The sequence below is a fragment of the Microcoleus sp. CAWBG58 genome, from assembly GCF_020883045.1.
In the GTDB taxonomy this organism is placed as follows: Bacteria; Cyanobacteriota; Cyanobacteriia; order Cyanobacteriales; family Microcoleaceae; genus Microcoleus.
Window position 1 is genome coordinate 12,168 of the sequence record NZ_JAHRFA010000069.1, and the last position, 15,340, is coordinate 27,507.

Consider the following 15,340-nt stretch of genomic DNA (forward strand, 5'->3'; position numbering starts at 1 on the left):
GCGATCGCGCGATCGGTCTTTATCTGCATTAACAAAGATCGATCGCACTCTCTTATTCTCTCGGTCTATTGCCTTACAAGATGTGATAATAAACAGCACAATTTGTGATAATAAACGGCACAATTTGTGAACAATATCACATCCAATATTGCCAAATTATGCTACAACTTTATAGTTGTGTGCGCTCGCAAACACAGCAACTGCAAACTTAATTTTTGCTAAAGATTGTAAATCGGCACTGCTTCCACCGGTTCAGCCAACTCAAACCCAAACACGCGGGAATAGAAATAGAGTTCCCCATCAAGAGTTCTTTTAATATTTTCAGCGCGACGAAAACCGTGCTGTTCCCCTGCATAAGCAACATAAGCAACCGGCAAACCTTTAGCTTTCAATATCTCTACCATCATTTCGGCTTGATTGGGCGGCACGACTTTATCTTCCAATCCTTGAAAGAAGATAACGGGACAAGATAAACCTTCGGCTGCATGAATGGGCGATCGAGCTACATACAAATCTTGGCGATCGGGATAAGGCCCGATCAATCCATCGAAATACCGCGCTTCAAACTTGTGAGTATCCCTTAGCAAAGCTTCTAAATCGCTAATGCCATAATAGCTCGCACCAGCCTTAAACACATCGCGGAAAGTTAGAGCGCACAGAGTCGTGTAGCCCCCTGCACTGCCTCCGGCGATCGCCATTCTTTCGCCGTCTACTAAACCCTGTTCGGCTAAATATTTAGCACCATTAGCGCAGTCATCAACATCAACAATACCCCAACTATCTTGCAGCCTTCTTCTGTATTCGCGCCCGTAACCAGTGCTACCGCCGTAGTTGACATCAAGCACCGCAAAACCGCGACTCGTCCAATATTGAATTTTCAAATTCATGCTGCTAGAAGTAGCAGCAGTCGGGCCGCCGTGGCTTTTGACAACAAGTGGCGGTTTTTCACCCACAGGTGCAGCGAAGTCTTGGTTTTTCGGAGGATAGAAGAAGCCAAAAGCAGTCAAACCATTTTCGGTTGGAAATTCCAGCGGTTCCGGTACAGAAAGATAACCAGAATCGATGTTTAAATCGCTCGACTTTCGCAAGATTTTCCGTTGACTTGTAGCTAAATTTAGCTGTACAATAGCTGTAGATGCGATCGGCGAACCTGCCAGGAAAACAACTATTTCTCCGCGCGCTTTGACCGAGGAAATATCAGTGTACGGCGTTTCAATTTTTGTCAACTGTTTTGCAGTCAAATCGAGACTTGCCAAATGCCACTTACCTTGCTGAGTGTAGGTGCAAATAATTTTGCTTTCCGAGACAAAGGAATAGGTAGACATTCCAAAAACCCATTGGGGAAGTCCAAATTCAGCGGCCATTTCGCACAAAGGTTCTATTCCAGCCCCCCTGCTTGCTAAAGAGGGTTCTGTGCCTGCTCTTGCCTCCCCCAGCAAGGGGGGATTGAGGGGGGTGAGATCGGCTTCTGTGCCTGCTCTTGCCTCCCCCAGCAAGGGGGGATTGAGGGGGGTGCGATCGGCTTCTGTGCCTGCTCTTGCCTCCCCCCTTAGCAAGGGGGGATTGAGGGGGGTTCTATATAAATTCCACCAGTTCGACTTATCAGAAACAAAATATAAAACTCCATCAGGCGACCATTCCGGCTGAAAAATTGACTCATCAACCTCGCCCGCAACTAAATCTTTTTTGCCTAAAGAACCATCAGCATTAATTTCTGCAACCCACAATTCTGTGCCATCCCACGGCATATTTGGGTGGTTCCAACAAATCCAGGAAAGTTGAGAACCGTCAGGATTCAAACGAGGGGAAGCATAAAAATCGTTGCCCTGAGTTAAAATTTGAATATCTTCGCCGTTATCTAAATTAATACTAACAATTGTATTCACAGATTCGCCTTCACTTGCATTGTCTTCGCGCACACAAATTAAGCGATTTCTTGGTTTGTCAAAAATTACATCTGCGTAGCAACATTGAGCAGCAGGTGTCAAAGGTTCGGGCGGAGAATTTAATGTTTGACAATAAATTCTTTGGTCGGCAAAATGAGAGAAATAAACCACGCCATCAGAAACTGCAAAAGCAGCGCCACCGTATTCGTGGACGCGAGTGCGAACGTTGAACGGAGGCGGTGTTACGTCAGTTATTTTACCGTCGGGAGTCCGCCGCACGAGGACGCTTCTTCCTGCTTCCGATGGTCTTCCTTCTACCCAGTAAATATCATCGCCGTCGATCGCAATTTGTCCGAGTCCGACAGTTCCAGAAACAATTAAATCAGAGGTAATGGGGGATTTCCAAGAGCCGTAAGGTGATACTGCGTTCATATAGAATAGTTAATGATTTGTGGCTGAGTTTTTTTTTGCGAACCGCGAAGGCGCGAAGTACGCGAAGGAAGAGAAGAAAGAGAAAGAGAAAAAAATGGGTTGATTGATGGTTGAGATTTGTTATAGTTGAGACGGTTGTGTTGTCGGTATAAATTAATTTATATTTTTACTTTACAGTAATTCACTCACCAGGGAAGCAAAATGTCGAAAAAATTGGTACTCATGGATCACGACGGTGCAGTTGACGACTATCTCTCAGTCGTGTTGCTGATGACAATGGAAGAAGTGGAAACTCTGGGAGTAATTGTCACTCCGGCGGATTGCTACATTCAACCAGCGGTGAGTGCAACCCGCAAAATCCTTGATTTGATGGGATGTTCAGAGGTGCCGGTGGCGGCGAGTACGGTGCGGGGGTTGAATCCGTTTCCGGTTTTGTTTCGGCGAGATTCCTTTGCGTGCGATCGCCTTCCCATTCTAAATGAAAAAGCAACCATTGACACGCCGTTAATATCGGAACCCGGACAAAACTTTATGGTGGGAGTTTTGCGGGATGCCAAGGAACCGGTCACATTAATGGTAACGGGGCCGCTAACAACAGTAGCACAAGCCTTAGATATTGCACCAGAAATTGAAAGCAAAATCAAAGAAATTGTGTGGATGGGAGGGGCGCTCAATGTTATAGGTAATGTTAGCAAAGATATGGAACCGGGACAAGATATGTCAGCGGAATGGAATGCTTACTGGGATCCGATCGCAATTGATAGAGTTTGGCAAACACAAATTCCGATTGTGATGTGTCCTTTAGATATCACCAATAATGTACCGCTGACTGTTGAATTTTCCAATCGCTTAGCAAGACAGCGCAAATATCCGATTTCCGATTTAGCAGGACAGTGTTATGCTTTAGCAATATCTCAAGATTACTATTTTTGGGATATTTTGGCAACGGCTTATTTGGCACATCCAGAATTTTACGAACTGCGAGAATGGGAAACGGAAATAGTTACCGAAGGTATCAGTCAAGGACGTACAAAAGTTAAAACAGGAGGGCGAAAAATTCAAGCAATGGATCGAGTAGATACGGAAAAGTTTTACAATTACATATTGCAACAGTGGGCGCGTTAAGCATAACAATATCTGGTAGAGGCGGGTTGTTAGCCAAAAATATCCCTACAAAACCCGCCCTAACTCAAATATTTACGCTATCTTCTCTTTCCTCTCTTTCCTCTCTTTCTCTGCGCCCTCTGCGCCCTCTGCGGTTAATCAAAAAAAATCTCATTCACAAATCCAACAAAATTGCGGTAAGCGGCGTGGACTCGGTTCGTCAATTGTCGATAGTGGAAAAAATCCGATGAAATTATCCTCAAAAAAATTCTGGATTGTTGCGTGTGTTGTGTATTTTTTGATTCTTCTCGGTATTATGCTACTGGCAGATATGGGGCTGTTAGTGAATTTTCCTCTGGCTCATCCGCCTTTTGACAAACTCGGACATTTTATTTTGTACGGAATTTCCTCTTTTTTGTGCCATAGAGCAACTGGCAAAAAAATGATGATGGTGTTGAATTATCCAATTCCTTTCGGGCCAGCACTGTTTACTATGTTCACTGCTGGGGAAGAAATGCTGCAAGCGATTTTACCCAATCGTAGTGCTAGTATTGAAGATTTTTTAGCGAGTTTTGCTGGAATTTTAGTTTTTTATTGGATTGGGGAAGCTTGGGATAAAGAAAAAGGGAAGTGAGAGAGAAGTTATTAGTTATTGGTTATTAGTTATTAGTTATTGGTTATTAGTTATTAGTTATTAGTTATCAGAAGATAAGGTATGTTGTTGGGCTTTAGCCCTCTTAGTTTAGTGGTTATATAAGCTGTTAGTCATGCCTCATCTTTTTGAGAAAGGCTATATTAGTCATTAGTTATCAGTAATTAGTTATTAGTCATTAGTTATCAGTCATTAGTTATCAGTCATCAGGAAGAGGGAAGAAGGAAAAAGAAGTTGAGTTTGTAGGGTGATATTCGGCGCATCGGTTGACGGGGGCGATCGACTATCGACTAATGTTGTATTTATTTATTTTGACGCTCCCCGGCATACAGGCACGGGGATTCTTAAGATAAAGGATATTTTTGCACCATAAAATGAAGCAAATGTCAATAAAATGTGTTTGCGATCGTTCAATTAGTCTCTTCCAAAAAGGTTTGTACTCGACCGTTTGGTCTCAATACAACTCTAATTTTCGGGTTTTTTCCATGAGTAACGGCGGAAACAAACGGCTCGCCGACTAAAGGCATACTAGCGCGATCGATATAATCGGCCGCTGCTTTGCCCATCGGGACAATAGTTTGAATTGAGCCGTTTTCATCGATCTGGAGGCTGTATTCCAAGGTTTGTTCCATTCCTTCTGGTGGCTTCCAGCGTTCCTCAAAGTAGGTTCTAGCTTCTGAAACTTGAGGAATTGTATCAAATAAAGTGCGGTTTTTTTTGCTGGCGGTAGCCTCGTTGTTGTCCTCTGACTCTGCTTGCGGTTTAGTGTCCTCAAGGCGTGGGAGTTCGGTGCTGGGGGGGGAAATCGGCTGGGGGAGGGGGGGGAATGATTGCGGTGGGGGAACTGGCAATCGCGATGCAGATAGGGATGGCGGCAGGGGGGGCGGTACGGCGGGAGCTAGTCTCGGCGGTATGGGGGGTAGCAGGTAGGGTGCTTGGGGGACGCCAATTGGGGGCCCTGCGGGATCGGGAATTGTGATGATTTGTCCTCCCCCGAGGGCTGGGGCGCTCTGTGATGCTGCGGGTGCGCTGCTGTTGGGGGGGAATAGCAGGGGTGGCTGCTGGATGGGGCTGGGTTTGTTGGTGCTTCGGCTTGGGGCTAGGGCGATTGGGGGCAAGCTGGGGCTGGGGGTGGCGGCGGTGTTGATGGGCGGGGGCGGTAGGGGGGGTAAGCCTGGTGTGGCTGCGACTGTTGGTGTTGGTGTTGCTGTTGGGGATGTGGTGGGGGCGGGAACTGGGCTGGCGGTGGCGCCGGCAAGTATTTGGGGCTGCGGGAGTGCGGGGGTAAATTGTGGGTTGGTGGGGGCTGTGGTGGGGGCTGTGGCGGTTGTTGGGGAGGTGTTGGAGGACGATCGATCGAGCATTTTAACAATTCCCGTCGTCATTCCGACGCTGGCGACTAGGATTGCTGCGATATTCAGCCATGGTAATGCTTTGGCTTGTGCGCGATCGCGCTTGAGGTTGGGGAGTGTCATGACTTCGGCGGCGCAGTCATCTAGTGCGGTGGCCAAGTCAAAGAGTTGGAGGGTACTCAAGTGTACTTCCGGCCCGGATTCGGCGGCGCTCAACGAGCCTAAAAACAAGTTGTGGGCGAGCAAGCCGCGGGGTTCTAGGCGGGGGGGAACTGGCAGGTAGGTAGTGTTTGGGGCTGCGGTTGCTAGTTCGGATGTGTTGGGGGGTCGATCGAATGTAACGACATTGCGCGCGACTTCTGGCGAGTCTGGGGCTGTGGTAAAACCTGTTTGGGAGTTGAGGTTGTTGTCCCAATCGCGGGCTTCGCCGAGGAAGTTTTGGACGTAGTTGGTGACTGCTTCGTGAAGGGTTTCGAGTTGCAGTCGATCGCCCCTGAGAGTAACGTGTTCGGTATCTGGTAGCCTGGGGTCATCAAGCCGCAACTCGAAATTTAAAGATTTAAACACGGGTTTGCCCGCCCAGCGAGACAGAGGCGAACTTTTGGCTGTAATTTCCAGCGTGCAAGTGGGGGGCGTGTAGCGTTTGAGAGCCATAGCTAAGAAGGAAGAAGGAAGAAGGAAGAAGGAAGAGGGAAGAAGGAAGAAGAAAGAGGGAAGAGGGAAGAAGGAAGAGGGAAGAGGGAAGAAGGAAGAGGGAAGAAGGAATAACTATGTTTTATCTGATATTTTGCAACATTCTTAACAAGCTTTTTTAGGAACAGGCAAGATGCCTGTTCCACAATAAATAAACTTTCTGGTGGAACAGGCATCTTGCCTGTTGCAGATGTTTATCATTGTCGTTATTCTCGTCCGATCGCAATTTCATAAATTTCTGTTTAATTTTTAGCACGATCTAGGAGGGCTACCCAGAGGCGCCGGTGGCCGCCGGGACTGCTGTAAAATAGCAAATCGATCAGGAGTTTGAGGGCCAAATTAGTTAGTTCTTTTGCCGATAAGCTTTCTGCATCTTCCATGCGATCGGCATAAGTGTTGCTAAACCTATCAATATAGTCTCCCAACAAAGCGACTGTGTGAGGTTCGCGGTTTTGCTCAGCCATTTGTTCCAGCAAAGCCACGGCGCGGCGGATTAAAGCTTGATGCTGTTTTGCCAAATTACAGCTGATCAAAACGAGCGATCGAGCTTCCTCCACATCCAGTTTTTTCCGTCCTCCCTGGCCTTTCCGCAGCGGGTTCGACTGTCGCAGCCGCCACAAAGCCACGCGATCGGCTACCATTGGCTCTAAATTCAGTTCGGCTGCTACCTTGAGCATGGCCTCTGAGCCAATTTCTGCCAGGGCTTCTAGGGCTAACAGCACTAAATCCAGTTGGGCTTTAATGTTGTCCAACTGGGTAGGTTCTGGTGCTTTTTGGGTCAATTCTTCCCAGTTGGGAGATGGGCCCGTTTCGTTTGTGGGAGCGGAGGGCTTTACAGTCGAGCGCATGGCTTGGGCACGGGAAATAAGACAGGTTGAGGCAGGATATCGACAGTATGCAATGCTTTTGGTTTGCGATCGGACAAAAGCAGATTCTGTTAATTGGTCTCCATAACTCGTTGCTTGGATTCCGGCAATCCTAGTTGCTGGACGGATTTGCGAGTTGAAAGTTGCGGTTGCAAGTTCGATCGACAGCAACCAGAAAAACCCATAAATTTTTACCCCCAACCATCCTACGCCGCAGAGTGACCGAAATCAAATCAGTGCTTTGAAACTACCGGGACTTGTATAAATCCAAAGATCGAGACTAGCTCTGTCTAATGCTACTCATAGTCTGTCGATACTCATAGTCTGTCAGATTATAGTTGTCGTTGCTTAATCTGGCGCAATCTATGGATATTACGGAGCAATTTGGTAAAAAAGTTAGACATTTCAGAAAGCTCAGAAATCTTTCCCAAGATCGGCTTGCAGAACTATCTGAATTACATCGTACTTATATTGGCTCAGTTGAACGAGGTGAAAGGAATATAACGCTGCTTAATGCCAGCAAAATAGCCAAGGCATTATCCGTTAGTTTAGCTGAACTGGTAACTGATGATGACTGAAAGAAAAAGAAAGCAAATTTTAGCAAGATACCAAAATTAATTTACCGAGAAAGTTTACGGAGAAGAGAATGAAGAACACGATATTTTAATGGATGTGTTTGGGATCTCTCCCATAATAAAAAAAGAAAATAGGCAATATTGGGGACGCGAGCTAGGTATGTGTTGGCAATTGTTAGTTACTGAAACGTGCAAAGCATATTGCAGTAGTTTTCAGCCAGCATTTAAAGTGGGAAGCGATGAGCCGTGCGATCTGATTGTTGATGGGTACGCGATAGATACAAAATATCGTATTGGCTCAGGAGATTCGGGGACACTGAAAAAATTCAAATTATATGGGCCACTACTTCGTACTTATAATTCAATACAGTTGACTTAAGAAAAATCTGACTTGCCCAAAATGGCTGTATTGCCATAAAATCGTCAGATGAAATTCATCAAAAGCATTAAGTAAACCGTATTGAAATATAATCCACTTCATTAAGAGAAGAGTTTTGAACCACAGAGGGCGCAGAGGGCGCAGAGGGAAGAGTATTGCGAGGGTTTTGGATGTCGTAAAAAACCTTTTATCCCTCCCCTCTCTGTGTTCTCTGTGTTCTCTGCGGTAAAATCTTCTTAATATCTACTTCACCTCTTTATCATCCAAAAATCGTCAGATGAAATTCATCAAAAGCATTAAGTAAACCGTATTGACTTATAATTACGAGCCAGTATTTTTAATACTTAGAAAAGATAATTTGCCGCTGCTATTACAGCGTGCCAAGTAGGGACTTGGAGAGTTTACACTGGCGATGCTTCCTTTGAGTTTATGCAAACAATAAGTGGGTTTGATTTAAAGTCATTTCTTACTGAAAAAGTGGGAGAATTCCCTGTACACCGCTGAAACTATCAAGGCGCTTGTTGATAATCTCTATGTAGTCAGGTACTATTTCAATACCAACATATTTAATCCCAAATTCTTGTGCAGCCAGTAATGTAGTTCCCGATCCTGCGAAAGGATCGATTAGAATAGAATTTTCCAAACGCGGTACAAATATTTCAACCAGCTTTCTCATTAGAGCGATCGGTTTTACTGTGCAATGGACGTTAAACTCATCGGTTTTCTCGCGCTGTATACCTTCTAAAATATTTGACTGAAAACCACCAAACTGATCTTTAGTATAAAATAGACCAGTACCATACTCCTGTAAAGTTTCCAAGTAATTATTGACCAGTGGTTTTTGAAGTACGCAGATTGCTTCCCATTCGTTCCTCAGACAACTGTGCCAACCATCCCATTTTTCAGGATTTTCATATCCTTTCTTCTCGAACTGTTGTTTGATATTGACACCTTTAGGGATACCACTCGATCTTTTATAAACAAGCATATCTCTCGCATAGAATCCAGCATTTTCAAGTGCTACTTGTACGTGAGCAACAGTTCGCGTGCTGTTGAAGACTAAAACTGTCGCACCCGGTTTGCAGATCCGAAAAAGCTGCTCGCCCCAATCAAAGCACCACTTTTCATAATCCAGAGTGTTATTGCGATTCCTTTGATACCATTTTTCGTTTCTGACTCCACCTGCTAAACCACTGCCATAGGGAATGTTTTTAACAAGGGTTTTACTTCCCTTGTCATTGACTTTTTCAATACGTCTTTGAATTTCTGAATCATCCCATTTATGACCAATAAATTCATAATTATAAGGTGGGTCAGTGATACACGCAGAAATATAATTTTCTGGCAATGCTTTCATCACTTCACGACAGTCACCAACCAAAACTTCATTTGAGGGAGCTTTTTTCATGAGTCGGGCAGTTACTCAAGTGGGAAATCAATCTTCAATTATGCCACATTTGCAGTATATAGTGAATCTAAATGAGTCGTGAAACTCTCTTCTCTTTCCGAACTTCGCGTTCTTTGCGTCTTCGCGGTTCGTTTAAAACAGTTTTTCCACAACTCATTTACACTCCCTATAGGCAGTCCAAATCATAGGTTGATTGCAACTTGTTTTGCTGCATACAAACATATAATTATGAGTCAACCGGAAATATAGCCTTTCTCAAAAAGATGAGGTATTACTGAGAGCTTGTATAACCGCCTAAACTAAGAGGGCCCAAGCCCAACAACATACCTCATCTTTCTGATAACCGCTATACCTAAATCCTGACTATTTCAAATAAACCAACGTCACGCCTCCACCTCCTTCTTTTTGACTGGCGAGCTCGAAGCGGGAAACCTGCGGGTGAGTAGCGAGGAATTCGTGAACTCCGCGCCGCAACTGTCCGGTACCTTTGCCGTGAATTATCCACAATGCACCGTATTCGACTGCTTTGGAGAGAGCTCTGTCGATTTCGATTTCGGCATCGGAGACTCTGGCGCCCCGGAGGTCGATCGAATTATTAGCAGTCCGAATGGCGATTTCCGGATTGGGTTTTGCTGGTTCCGACGCTGCTTGCTTAGCTTTGGCGGTAGCGGCTGCTTGAGCTGCAACCTTGGCTAATTGAGCTTTGGTTTCCGGTTTTTGACCGTCGAGGGATTCAATTTCTGCCAGTTTGACTGTCATTTTCATAATCCCAAACCGCACGCTCAACTCTTCGTTAGCATCGGGGCCGCTGAGGACTTCGGCGGTTTGGCCCAGGCTGGGAATGCGGATGCGATCGCCCGTTTTTGGCATAAAACCCGGTTTTGGTTTCGCCGGTTGCTTCCGAGAGGGCAGGTGTTTTTGGGAAATTTGATTTAAGGTTTCTGTTGCCATTTGGGCATTTTGAGCCGTTTGGTCGCCCGCCTGCAAGCGACGAATAATTTGAGCAATTTCTGATTTTGCCGATCCTATTGCCTCATTTACTGCCACTTCCTGAGCTATTTTTAGTTCTCGCTCCCGCTCTTGCAAAGCCGCTGCTTTTTGAGAAACTTCCTTGTGCAGTTTTTCGGTTTGGTGCAGCAGTTGAGTTGCTTCTCTGGCTTTGGTTTCCTGTCTCCGGCGCTGGGCTTCTAGTCCTGCAATCACTTGATTGACATCTTGAGATGCTCCGCCGACATAGGTTTGAGCTTCATCGACTATGGATGCTAGCAAACCGAGTCTTTTGGCAATAGTTAGGGCGTTGGAACGTCCGGGAATTCCCCACAGCAAGCGATAGGTTGGCTGCATGGAATTGTCGTCAAATTCTACTGAGGCATTTTCAAAGCGGGCGTCTTGATATTTGAGGGCTTTGAGTTCGCCAAAGTGGGTAGTTGCGACTGTCAGCAGCGAATGTTGGGCGAGATATTGCAGTAGGGCGATCGCCAATGCGCTACCTTCAGATGGGTCTGTCCCCGCTCCTACTTCGTCTAACAAAACTAAAGATTTGGGAATTGGGAATTGGGCATCGGGCATGGGGAATTGGGCATTGGGAATTGGAAATTGGGCATCGGGCATGGGGAATTGGGCATTGGGAATTGGGGATTCGGAGTTTTCTTCCCCTTCTTCTGCTCTTTCTGCTTGCCTTTCTCCTTCTTTTTCTCCTGTTTTCAATACTTCTAAAATGCGACTGATGCGGCGGATGTGACCGCTGAAAGTAGACAAACTTTGCTGCAAAGATTGTTCGTCACCAATATCGGCAAGAATATTGTCGAACCAAGGCAATTCTACGGGTTCGCGGGCGGCGACAAACATTCCGGCTTTGGCCATTAAAGCTGCCAATCCCAAGGTTTTGAGGGTGACAGTTTTGCCGCCGGTGTTCGGGCCAGTGATGGCGACTACGCGGATCTGGGGGCTGATGGTTAAATCGACGGGTACGACTGCAAAGCCTTGTTCGTGCTGTTGCTGCCAAACTAATAGGGGATGGCGCAATTGACGGAGGGTAATTGGCGATCGCAGATTGCGAATTAATACTTGGCTTTTTTCTGCTTGTTCCTCCTCTAAATTTTCATCGTCCGAATTTTCATCATCTAATTTTTCTGTATTTTTTAGTGCTAATTCTGGCTCTCCCAATTCGATAAATTTCGGCGGGTTTGCTTGGAGCCAATAACCGTAGCGCGCTTTAGCCGCAGCTAAATCTAAAGTTGTTACTACCACCACCAATCTGTCTAAATCTGGTTTGACTGCTGCGACTTGCTCGGTGAGGGCGCGGAGGACTGCTTCTTCTTCGGCTTGTTCTTGCCTGAGCAACTGCCGCATTTGGTTGTTGAGATTGACTGTGTTGTGGGGTTCTACATAAAGTGTCGCGCCGCTGGCGGAGGAGTCGTGAACGATGCCCGGTATCGCATCTTTTTGGGGAGCTTTTACCGGAATCACAAAGCGCGAGCTTCTTTGAGTAATTACCTGTTCTTGAACGGCGTTGGATTGGCGTTGCAAAATTCCTTGCAATATTTGATAAATGCGATCGCGCAACTGCCGCATTTGCACTCGAATTCCTGCTAATTTAGGAGTGGCGCGATCGGCTACTTGAGCGCGATCGTCTATACAGCGATGGATTTCTTGCTCGATTTCGGGATAAGTCCGCAGTTGCGATGCCAGTTCTTTGAGCGTCGGCACATCGGGCGCAGAGTCAACAATCCGGCGCAATTGCCTTGCTCCGGCCAGGGTTGTAGCAATTGCGAGCAATTCTTCGCCCCCGAGCAAACCTTGAAGTTCGGCTCGTTGCAGGGCAGAGCCGATGTCTTGGATTCCTTCAAAACTCAAAGCACCGCCAGGGCGGCTTTCTAACTGGTAAGCTTCCTGAGTTTGGGCCTTGAGTTCGGCTGTTTGAGCTTGAGTTGCTGGGATTTGGAGGTCGAGGGCGGCCGCGACGCCGAGTTTAGTAGCAGCGAAGGTAGCCAAGTGCTGACACAGGCGCGGCCATTCTAATAGTTCTAGTGTTTCGGATTGAATCAAAGTTGAGGTGGTGTTGGTGATTGGCATTCCCAGGCGCTGACCGAGAAGGTTGATTTGACGATACTATTAATTAATTTTAAAGTTTTTTATGGTTTCCGGGCGCAACTTGAGAAAGTATCTGGGATAACCGTCAGTATATTTTCCATTTTTGGATTTGAGATTTGAGATTTATTGCACAGGTGAATCTGCGAACTTTAACGGGGTCTAAATTTGTGGGATCTCCACGACTCCTGTCGGGGGCTGGTATCTGTTTGCGGGCGGGTGACAAAGTAGCAAGGCGAGAATTTGTATTTTTGGGTTCGCCGTCTCAAATTATACATTCTACTGATACCTGTTTGGCAAAACGATGCAACTGTAGGCCCGCAATCCAAATCATTATCCAGTAAGTCCTGCCAAATCTCAAATCTCCAATCTAAAATCTCAAATGGTATGAGCATTTTTGCTGTTGAGGGAGCTAGCATCTACTGTTTTTTGCTGGGATTAAACTATTTTGTTTTAAATATGTCCGGGTAATTGTGGCGGTTGTATCCTAAAGAGAAAGTTGTGGAGCTGGTGTTATGGCAAAAATTCTGACGATCGCAGATAGTATGACTTGGGAAGTCGTCCAAGAGTTACTGGAAAAGGAGGGACATCAGGTAAAAGTCGCTTCCGACGGCAAAGATGGTTTTGATATGGCGAGGGAATTCTCCCCGGATGCGATCGTTTGCGATGGGACTTTGCCTCAAATTCACTGGTTGGAGGTGTGTCGGCTGGTGAAAGCCGATTCCCTATGGGATAGCTTCGCTTCACGAGAATTGAGTACAGGCTATTTTTTGCTGCTGATAACACCCGAGCAATTTGCAGAAGTTCAAGAATTGGACGCGCGGGTTGACGATTTTGTGTTGAAACCGATAGTGAAGCAAGAATTTTTGGGGAGGCTGCGGGCGGGATTGCGCGAGCGCGAGTTGAGGCTGGAGTTGGCACGAACTCAGCAAGAATTGCAACTGTCGCGCGATCGATCGCTGGAAAGTGAAAAGATGTCAAACTTGGGGGAATTAGTGTCTGGTATTGCCCACGAAATTAACAATCCAATTACTTTTATTTACAGCAATCTCACCCACGTCCAAAGTTACGCTACCGATTTAATTGAACTACTGCGATTGTATCAAAAACAGCTCGTCAATCCTGACGCGGAAATTATGCAAAAACAGCAAGATATGGATGTGGAATTCCTGCTCGACGACTTGTTGAAAATTGTGAGTTCCATGCGTACCGGGAGCGATCGCATCCGCCAAATAATCTTGTCGGTACAGGATTTTTCCCGCAGCGATCGCTCTGGCTGGCAGTTATTCGATATTTCCGACGGTTTAGAAAACACTCTGTTGTTGTTGCAGCACCGCTTACCGGCACGGGAGGGAAGGCGGGATATCAAGGTGATGAAGGAATACGGAAATTTGCCGCAAGTTGAGTGTTACGCGGGTCAGCTCAATCAAGCTTTTCTGAATGTGATCGATCGCGCGATCGATGCTTTGGAAAAGTCGAGTCAAGAGTTGGAAGAGTCGGAATCAGTTAAATTTAAGCCTGTGATTTTGATTAGCACTCATGTAATCGACGGTCAGCGGATTGCGATTGAGATTGCTGATAACGATCTGGCAACTAGCGAAGATATCGCAGCCCAATTTTCCGATCAATTTTTGAGGGAGACGGCTGCGGAAAGTAGCAGCCTTTTCGGACTGGCTATCAGCTATCGGATAATTGTAGAGCAGCACAAAGGAGAGTTAAAGTGTTTTTCTGAGCCGGGTAAAGGTACTAAGTTTCGGATAGAAATCCCGCTCAGGCACAGTTAATTAATTGGAGGTTAATCTTGAGGTACGTAGTTGCGCTTGGGCGCTCTTTCATATATATAGATAAGAGTGCCCAAGCGCAACAACGTACCTTATTTGTTAATTGAGTTGAGAAATTAGCTCGTTATTAACTTGGCTGCTAATTTTGTAATCGCACTGCTGTTGCAGCGGACACTCGTCGCAGCGGGGGTTTTTGGCAGTGCAAACCGCCGCCCCAAAGTCCAGCAGTCCTAGATTCCAAGGCCCGACTTCCCGTTTGGGAGCGAGTCTATCTGCTGCTTCCCAAAGTTCGGGCGAGCGCGATTTTACCTTACCGCCATCAATCCCAAAAAAACGCTCCAAAATCCGAGCAACATTCGTATCGAGTATGGCTTTTGGCTGTCCGAAAGCATTGGCACAAACCGATCGCGCAATGTACTTCCCAACTCCCGGAAGTTCCAGCAACTGAGCTTCAGTACGCGGTACATTTCCCTGATAATTTTCCAGGATCACCAGCACCGATTCCCGCAGCTTTTGCGCCCGAAAAAACAGACCCAAAGGCTGCAACAAACTAGCAACTTCCTCCACAGGCGCGATCGCCAGATCCTCCACAGTTGGATATCGACGGACAAATTCTTGATAAACCGGAGCAACGGTAGCAGCAGTAGTTTTTTGCAACAGCAACTCAGCTACTAAAATCGCGTAGGGGTCGCAGGTGCGGCGCCAAGGAAAATCGCGGAAATTCTCCTGGGCCCAAGCTTTCAGCCGGCGGCGGAACCACCGGACTTTCGCAGCGTTCAAATGCTTTGACCCAGATCCGACATCAGAATCAAAAACAGCGGCATTTAATGCAGGCATTTGATTTGTAATTTGGATAAATTGCCAAGTTTATATTTATATAATAGCAGATTTAAATGATTTGTAAAAAACTCTTTTTCTTTCTCTTTCTCTGCGTACTCTGCGCTCTCTGCTGTTAATAAAAAAAATATTATCAACCACCCGCCAGATCTGGAAATCCAGAAACAATATTAATTTCAAACAATGTCAAAATGTAAAATTTTGTATAGCAAACAGCACAACTGCCTAAAAATAGATCATGCTAGGTATTCAAGAGACTTCAATCGCCCGCAAAAACAAATTTAA

At 46.0% G+C, this 15,340-nt stretch carries 11 protein-coding genes; 5 read left to right on the forward strand and 6 right to left on the reverse strand.

All coding sequences use genetic code 11. The features are described from left to right. Positions 1 to 218: 218 nt before the first annotated feature. Entirely contained in the window at positions 219 to 2,318 is a 2,100-nt protein-coding gene (locus QZ918_RS24870) for a S9 family peptidase (protein ID WP_293339584.1), read from the reverse strand. Between the two features lie 201 nt (positions 2,319 to 2,519). Between QZ918_RS24870 and QZ918_RS24875 the strand changes: the two genes are divergently transcribed. Beyond that, positions 2,520 to 3,443 carry a nucleoside hydrolase gene (locus QZ918_RS24875; RefSeq protein ID WP_293339587.1) on the forward strand — a complete coding sequence of 308 codons (924 nt, stop codon included), beginning with the start codon at positions 2,520 to 2,522 and terminating at the stop codon, positions 3,441 to 3,443. Positions 3,444 to 3,669: 226 nt separating this feature from the next. Continuing rightward, positions 3,670 to 4,056: a VanZ family protein gene (locus QZ918_RS24880; RefSeq protein ID WP_293339590.1), complete on the forward strand. Its 387-nt coding sequence runs from the start codon at positions 3,670 to 3,672 to the stop codon at positions 4,054 to 4,056. A 428-nt stretch (positions 4,057 to 4,484) separates the two neighbouring features. On the opposite strand, the gene QZ918_RS24885 is transcribed toward QZ918_RS24880, so the two are convergent. After that, positions 4,485 to 6,080 (reverse strand): DUF4335 domain-containing protein, encoded by a 1,596-nt coding sequence (locus tag QZ918_RS24885; protein WP_293339593.1) that lies wholly within the window; start codon positions 6,078 to 6,080, stop codon positions 4,485 to 4,487. Here QZ918_RS24885 and QZ918_RS24890 point away from each other — a divergent pair. Further along, positions 6,070 to 6,228, forward strand: coding sequence for a hypothetical protein (locus QZ918_RS24890; protein ID WP_293339596.1), 159 nt, complete (start codon positions 6,070 to 6,072; stop codon positions 6,226 to 6,228). The genes QZ918_RS24885 and QZ918_RS24890 overlap by 11 nt on opposite strands. A 133-nt stretch (positions 6,229 to 6,361) precedes the next feature. On the opposite strand, the gene QZ918_RS24895 is transcribed toward QZ918_RS24890, so the two are convergent. Continuing rightward, positions 6,362 to 7,186 (reverse strand): DUF3038 domain-containing protein, encoded by an 825-nt coding sequence (locus tag QZ918_RS24895; RefSeq protein WP_527250436.1) that lies wholly within the window; start codon positions 7,184 to 7,186, stop codon positions 6,362 to 6,364. Positions 7,187 to 7,350: 164 nt separating this feature from the next. On the opposite strand from QZ918_RS24895, the gene QZ918_RS24900 reads away from it, so the two are divergent. Then, positions 7,351 to 7,563: a helix-turn-helix domain-containing protein gene (locus QZ918_RS24900; protein WP_015176535.1), complete on the forward strand. Its 213-nt coding sequence runs from the start codon at positions 7,351 to 7,353 to the stop codon at positions 7,561 to 7,563. An 842-nt stretch (positions 7,564 to 8,405) separates the two neighbouring features. On the opposite strand, the gene QZ918_RS24905 is transcribed toward QZ918_RS24900, so the two are convergent. Both QZ918_RS24905 and QZ918_RS24910 read right to left on the reverse strand, forming a co-directional pair. Then, positions 8,406 to 9,347 carry a DNA-methyltransferase gene (locus tag QZ918_RS24905; RefSeq protein WP_293339599.1) on the reverse strand — a complete coding sequence of 314 codons (942 nt, stop codon included), beginning with the start codon at positions 9,345 to 9,347 and terminating at the stop codon, positions 8,406 to 8,408. A 363-nt stretch (positions 9,348 to 9,710) separates the two neighbouring features. Next, on the reverse strand, positions 9,711 to 12,395 hold the full coding sequence (locus QZ918_RS24910) for an endonuclease MutS2 (protein WP_367275439.1): 2,685 nt from the start codon (positions 12,393 to 12,395) through the stop codon (positions 9,711 to 9,713). Positions 12,396 to 12,952: 557 nt separating this feature from the next. Between QZ918_RS24910 and QZ918_RS24915 the strand changes: the two genes are divergently transcribed. After that, positions 12,953 to 14,221 carry a hybrid sensor histidine kinase/response regulator gene (locus QZ918_RS24915; protein WP_293339605.1) on the forward strand — a complete coding sequence of 423 codons (1,269 nt, stop codon included), beginning with the start codon at positions 12,953 to 12,955 and terminating at the stop codon, positions 14,219 to 14,221. 96 nt (positions 14,222 to 14,317) lie between these two features. On the opposite strand, the gene QZ918_RS24920 is transcribed toward QZ918_RS24915, so the two are convergent. Further along, positions 14,318 to 15,055: an iron-sulfur binding domain-containing protein gene (locus QZ918_RS24920; RefSeq protein WP_293339609.1), complete on the reverse strand. Its 738-nt coding sequence runs from the start codon at positions 15,053 to 15,055 to the stop codon at positions 14,318 to 14,320. Positions 15,056 to 15,340: the final 285 nt, after the last annotated feature.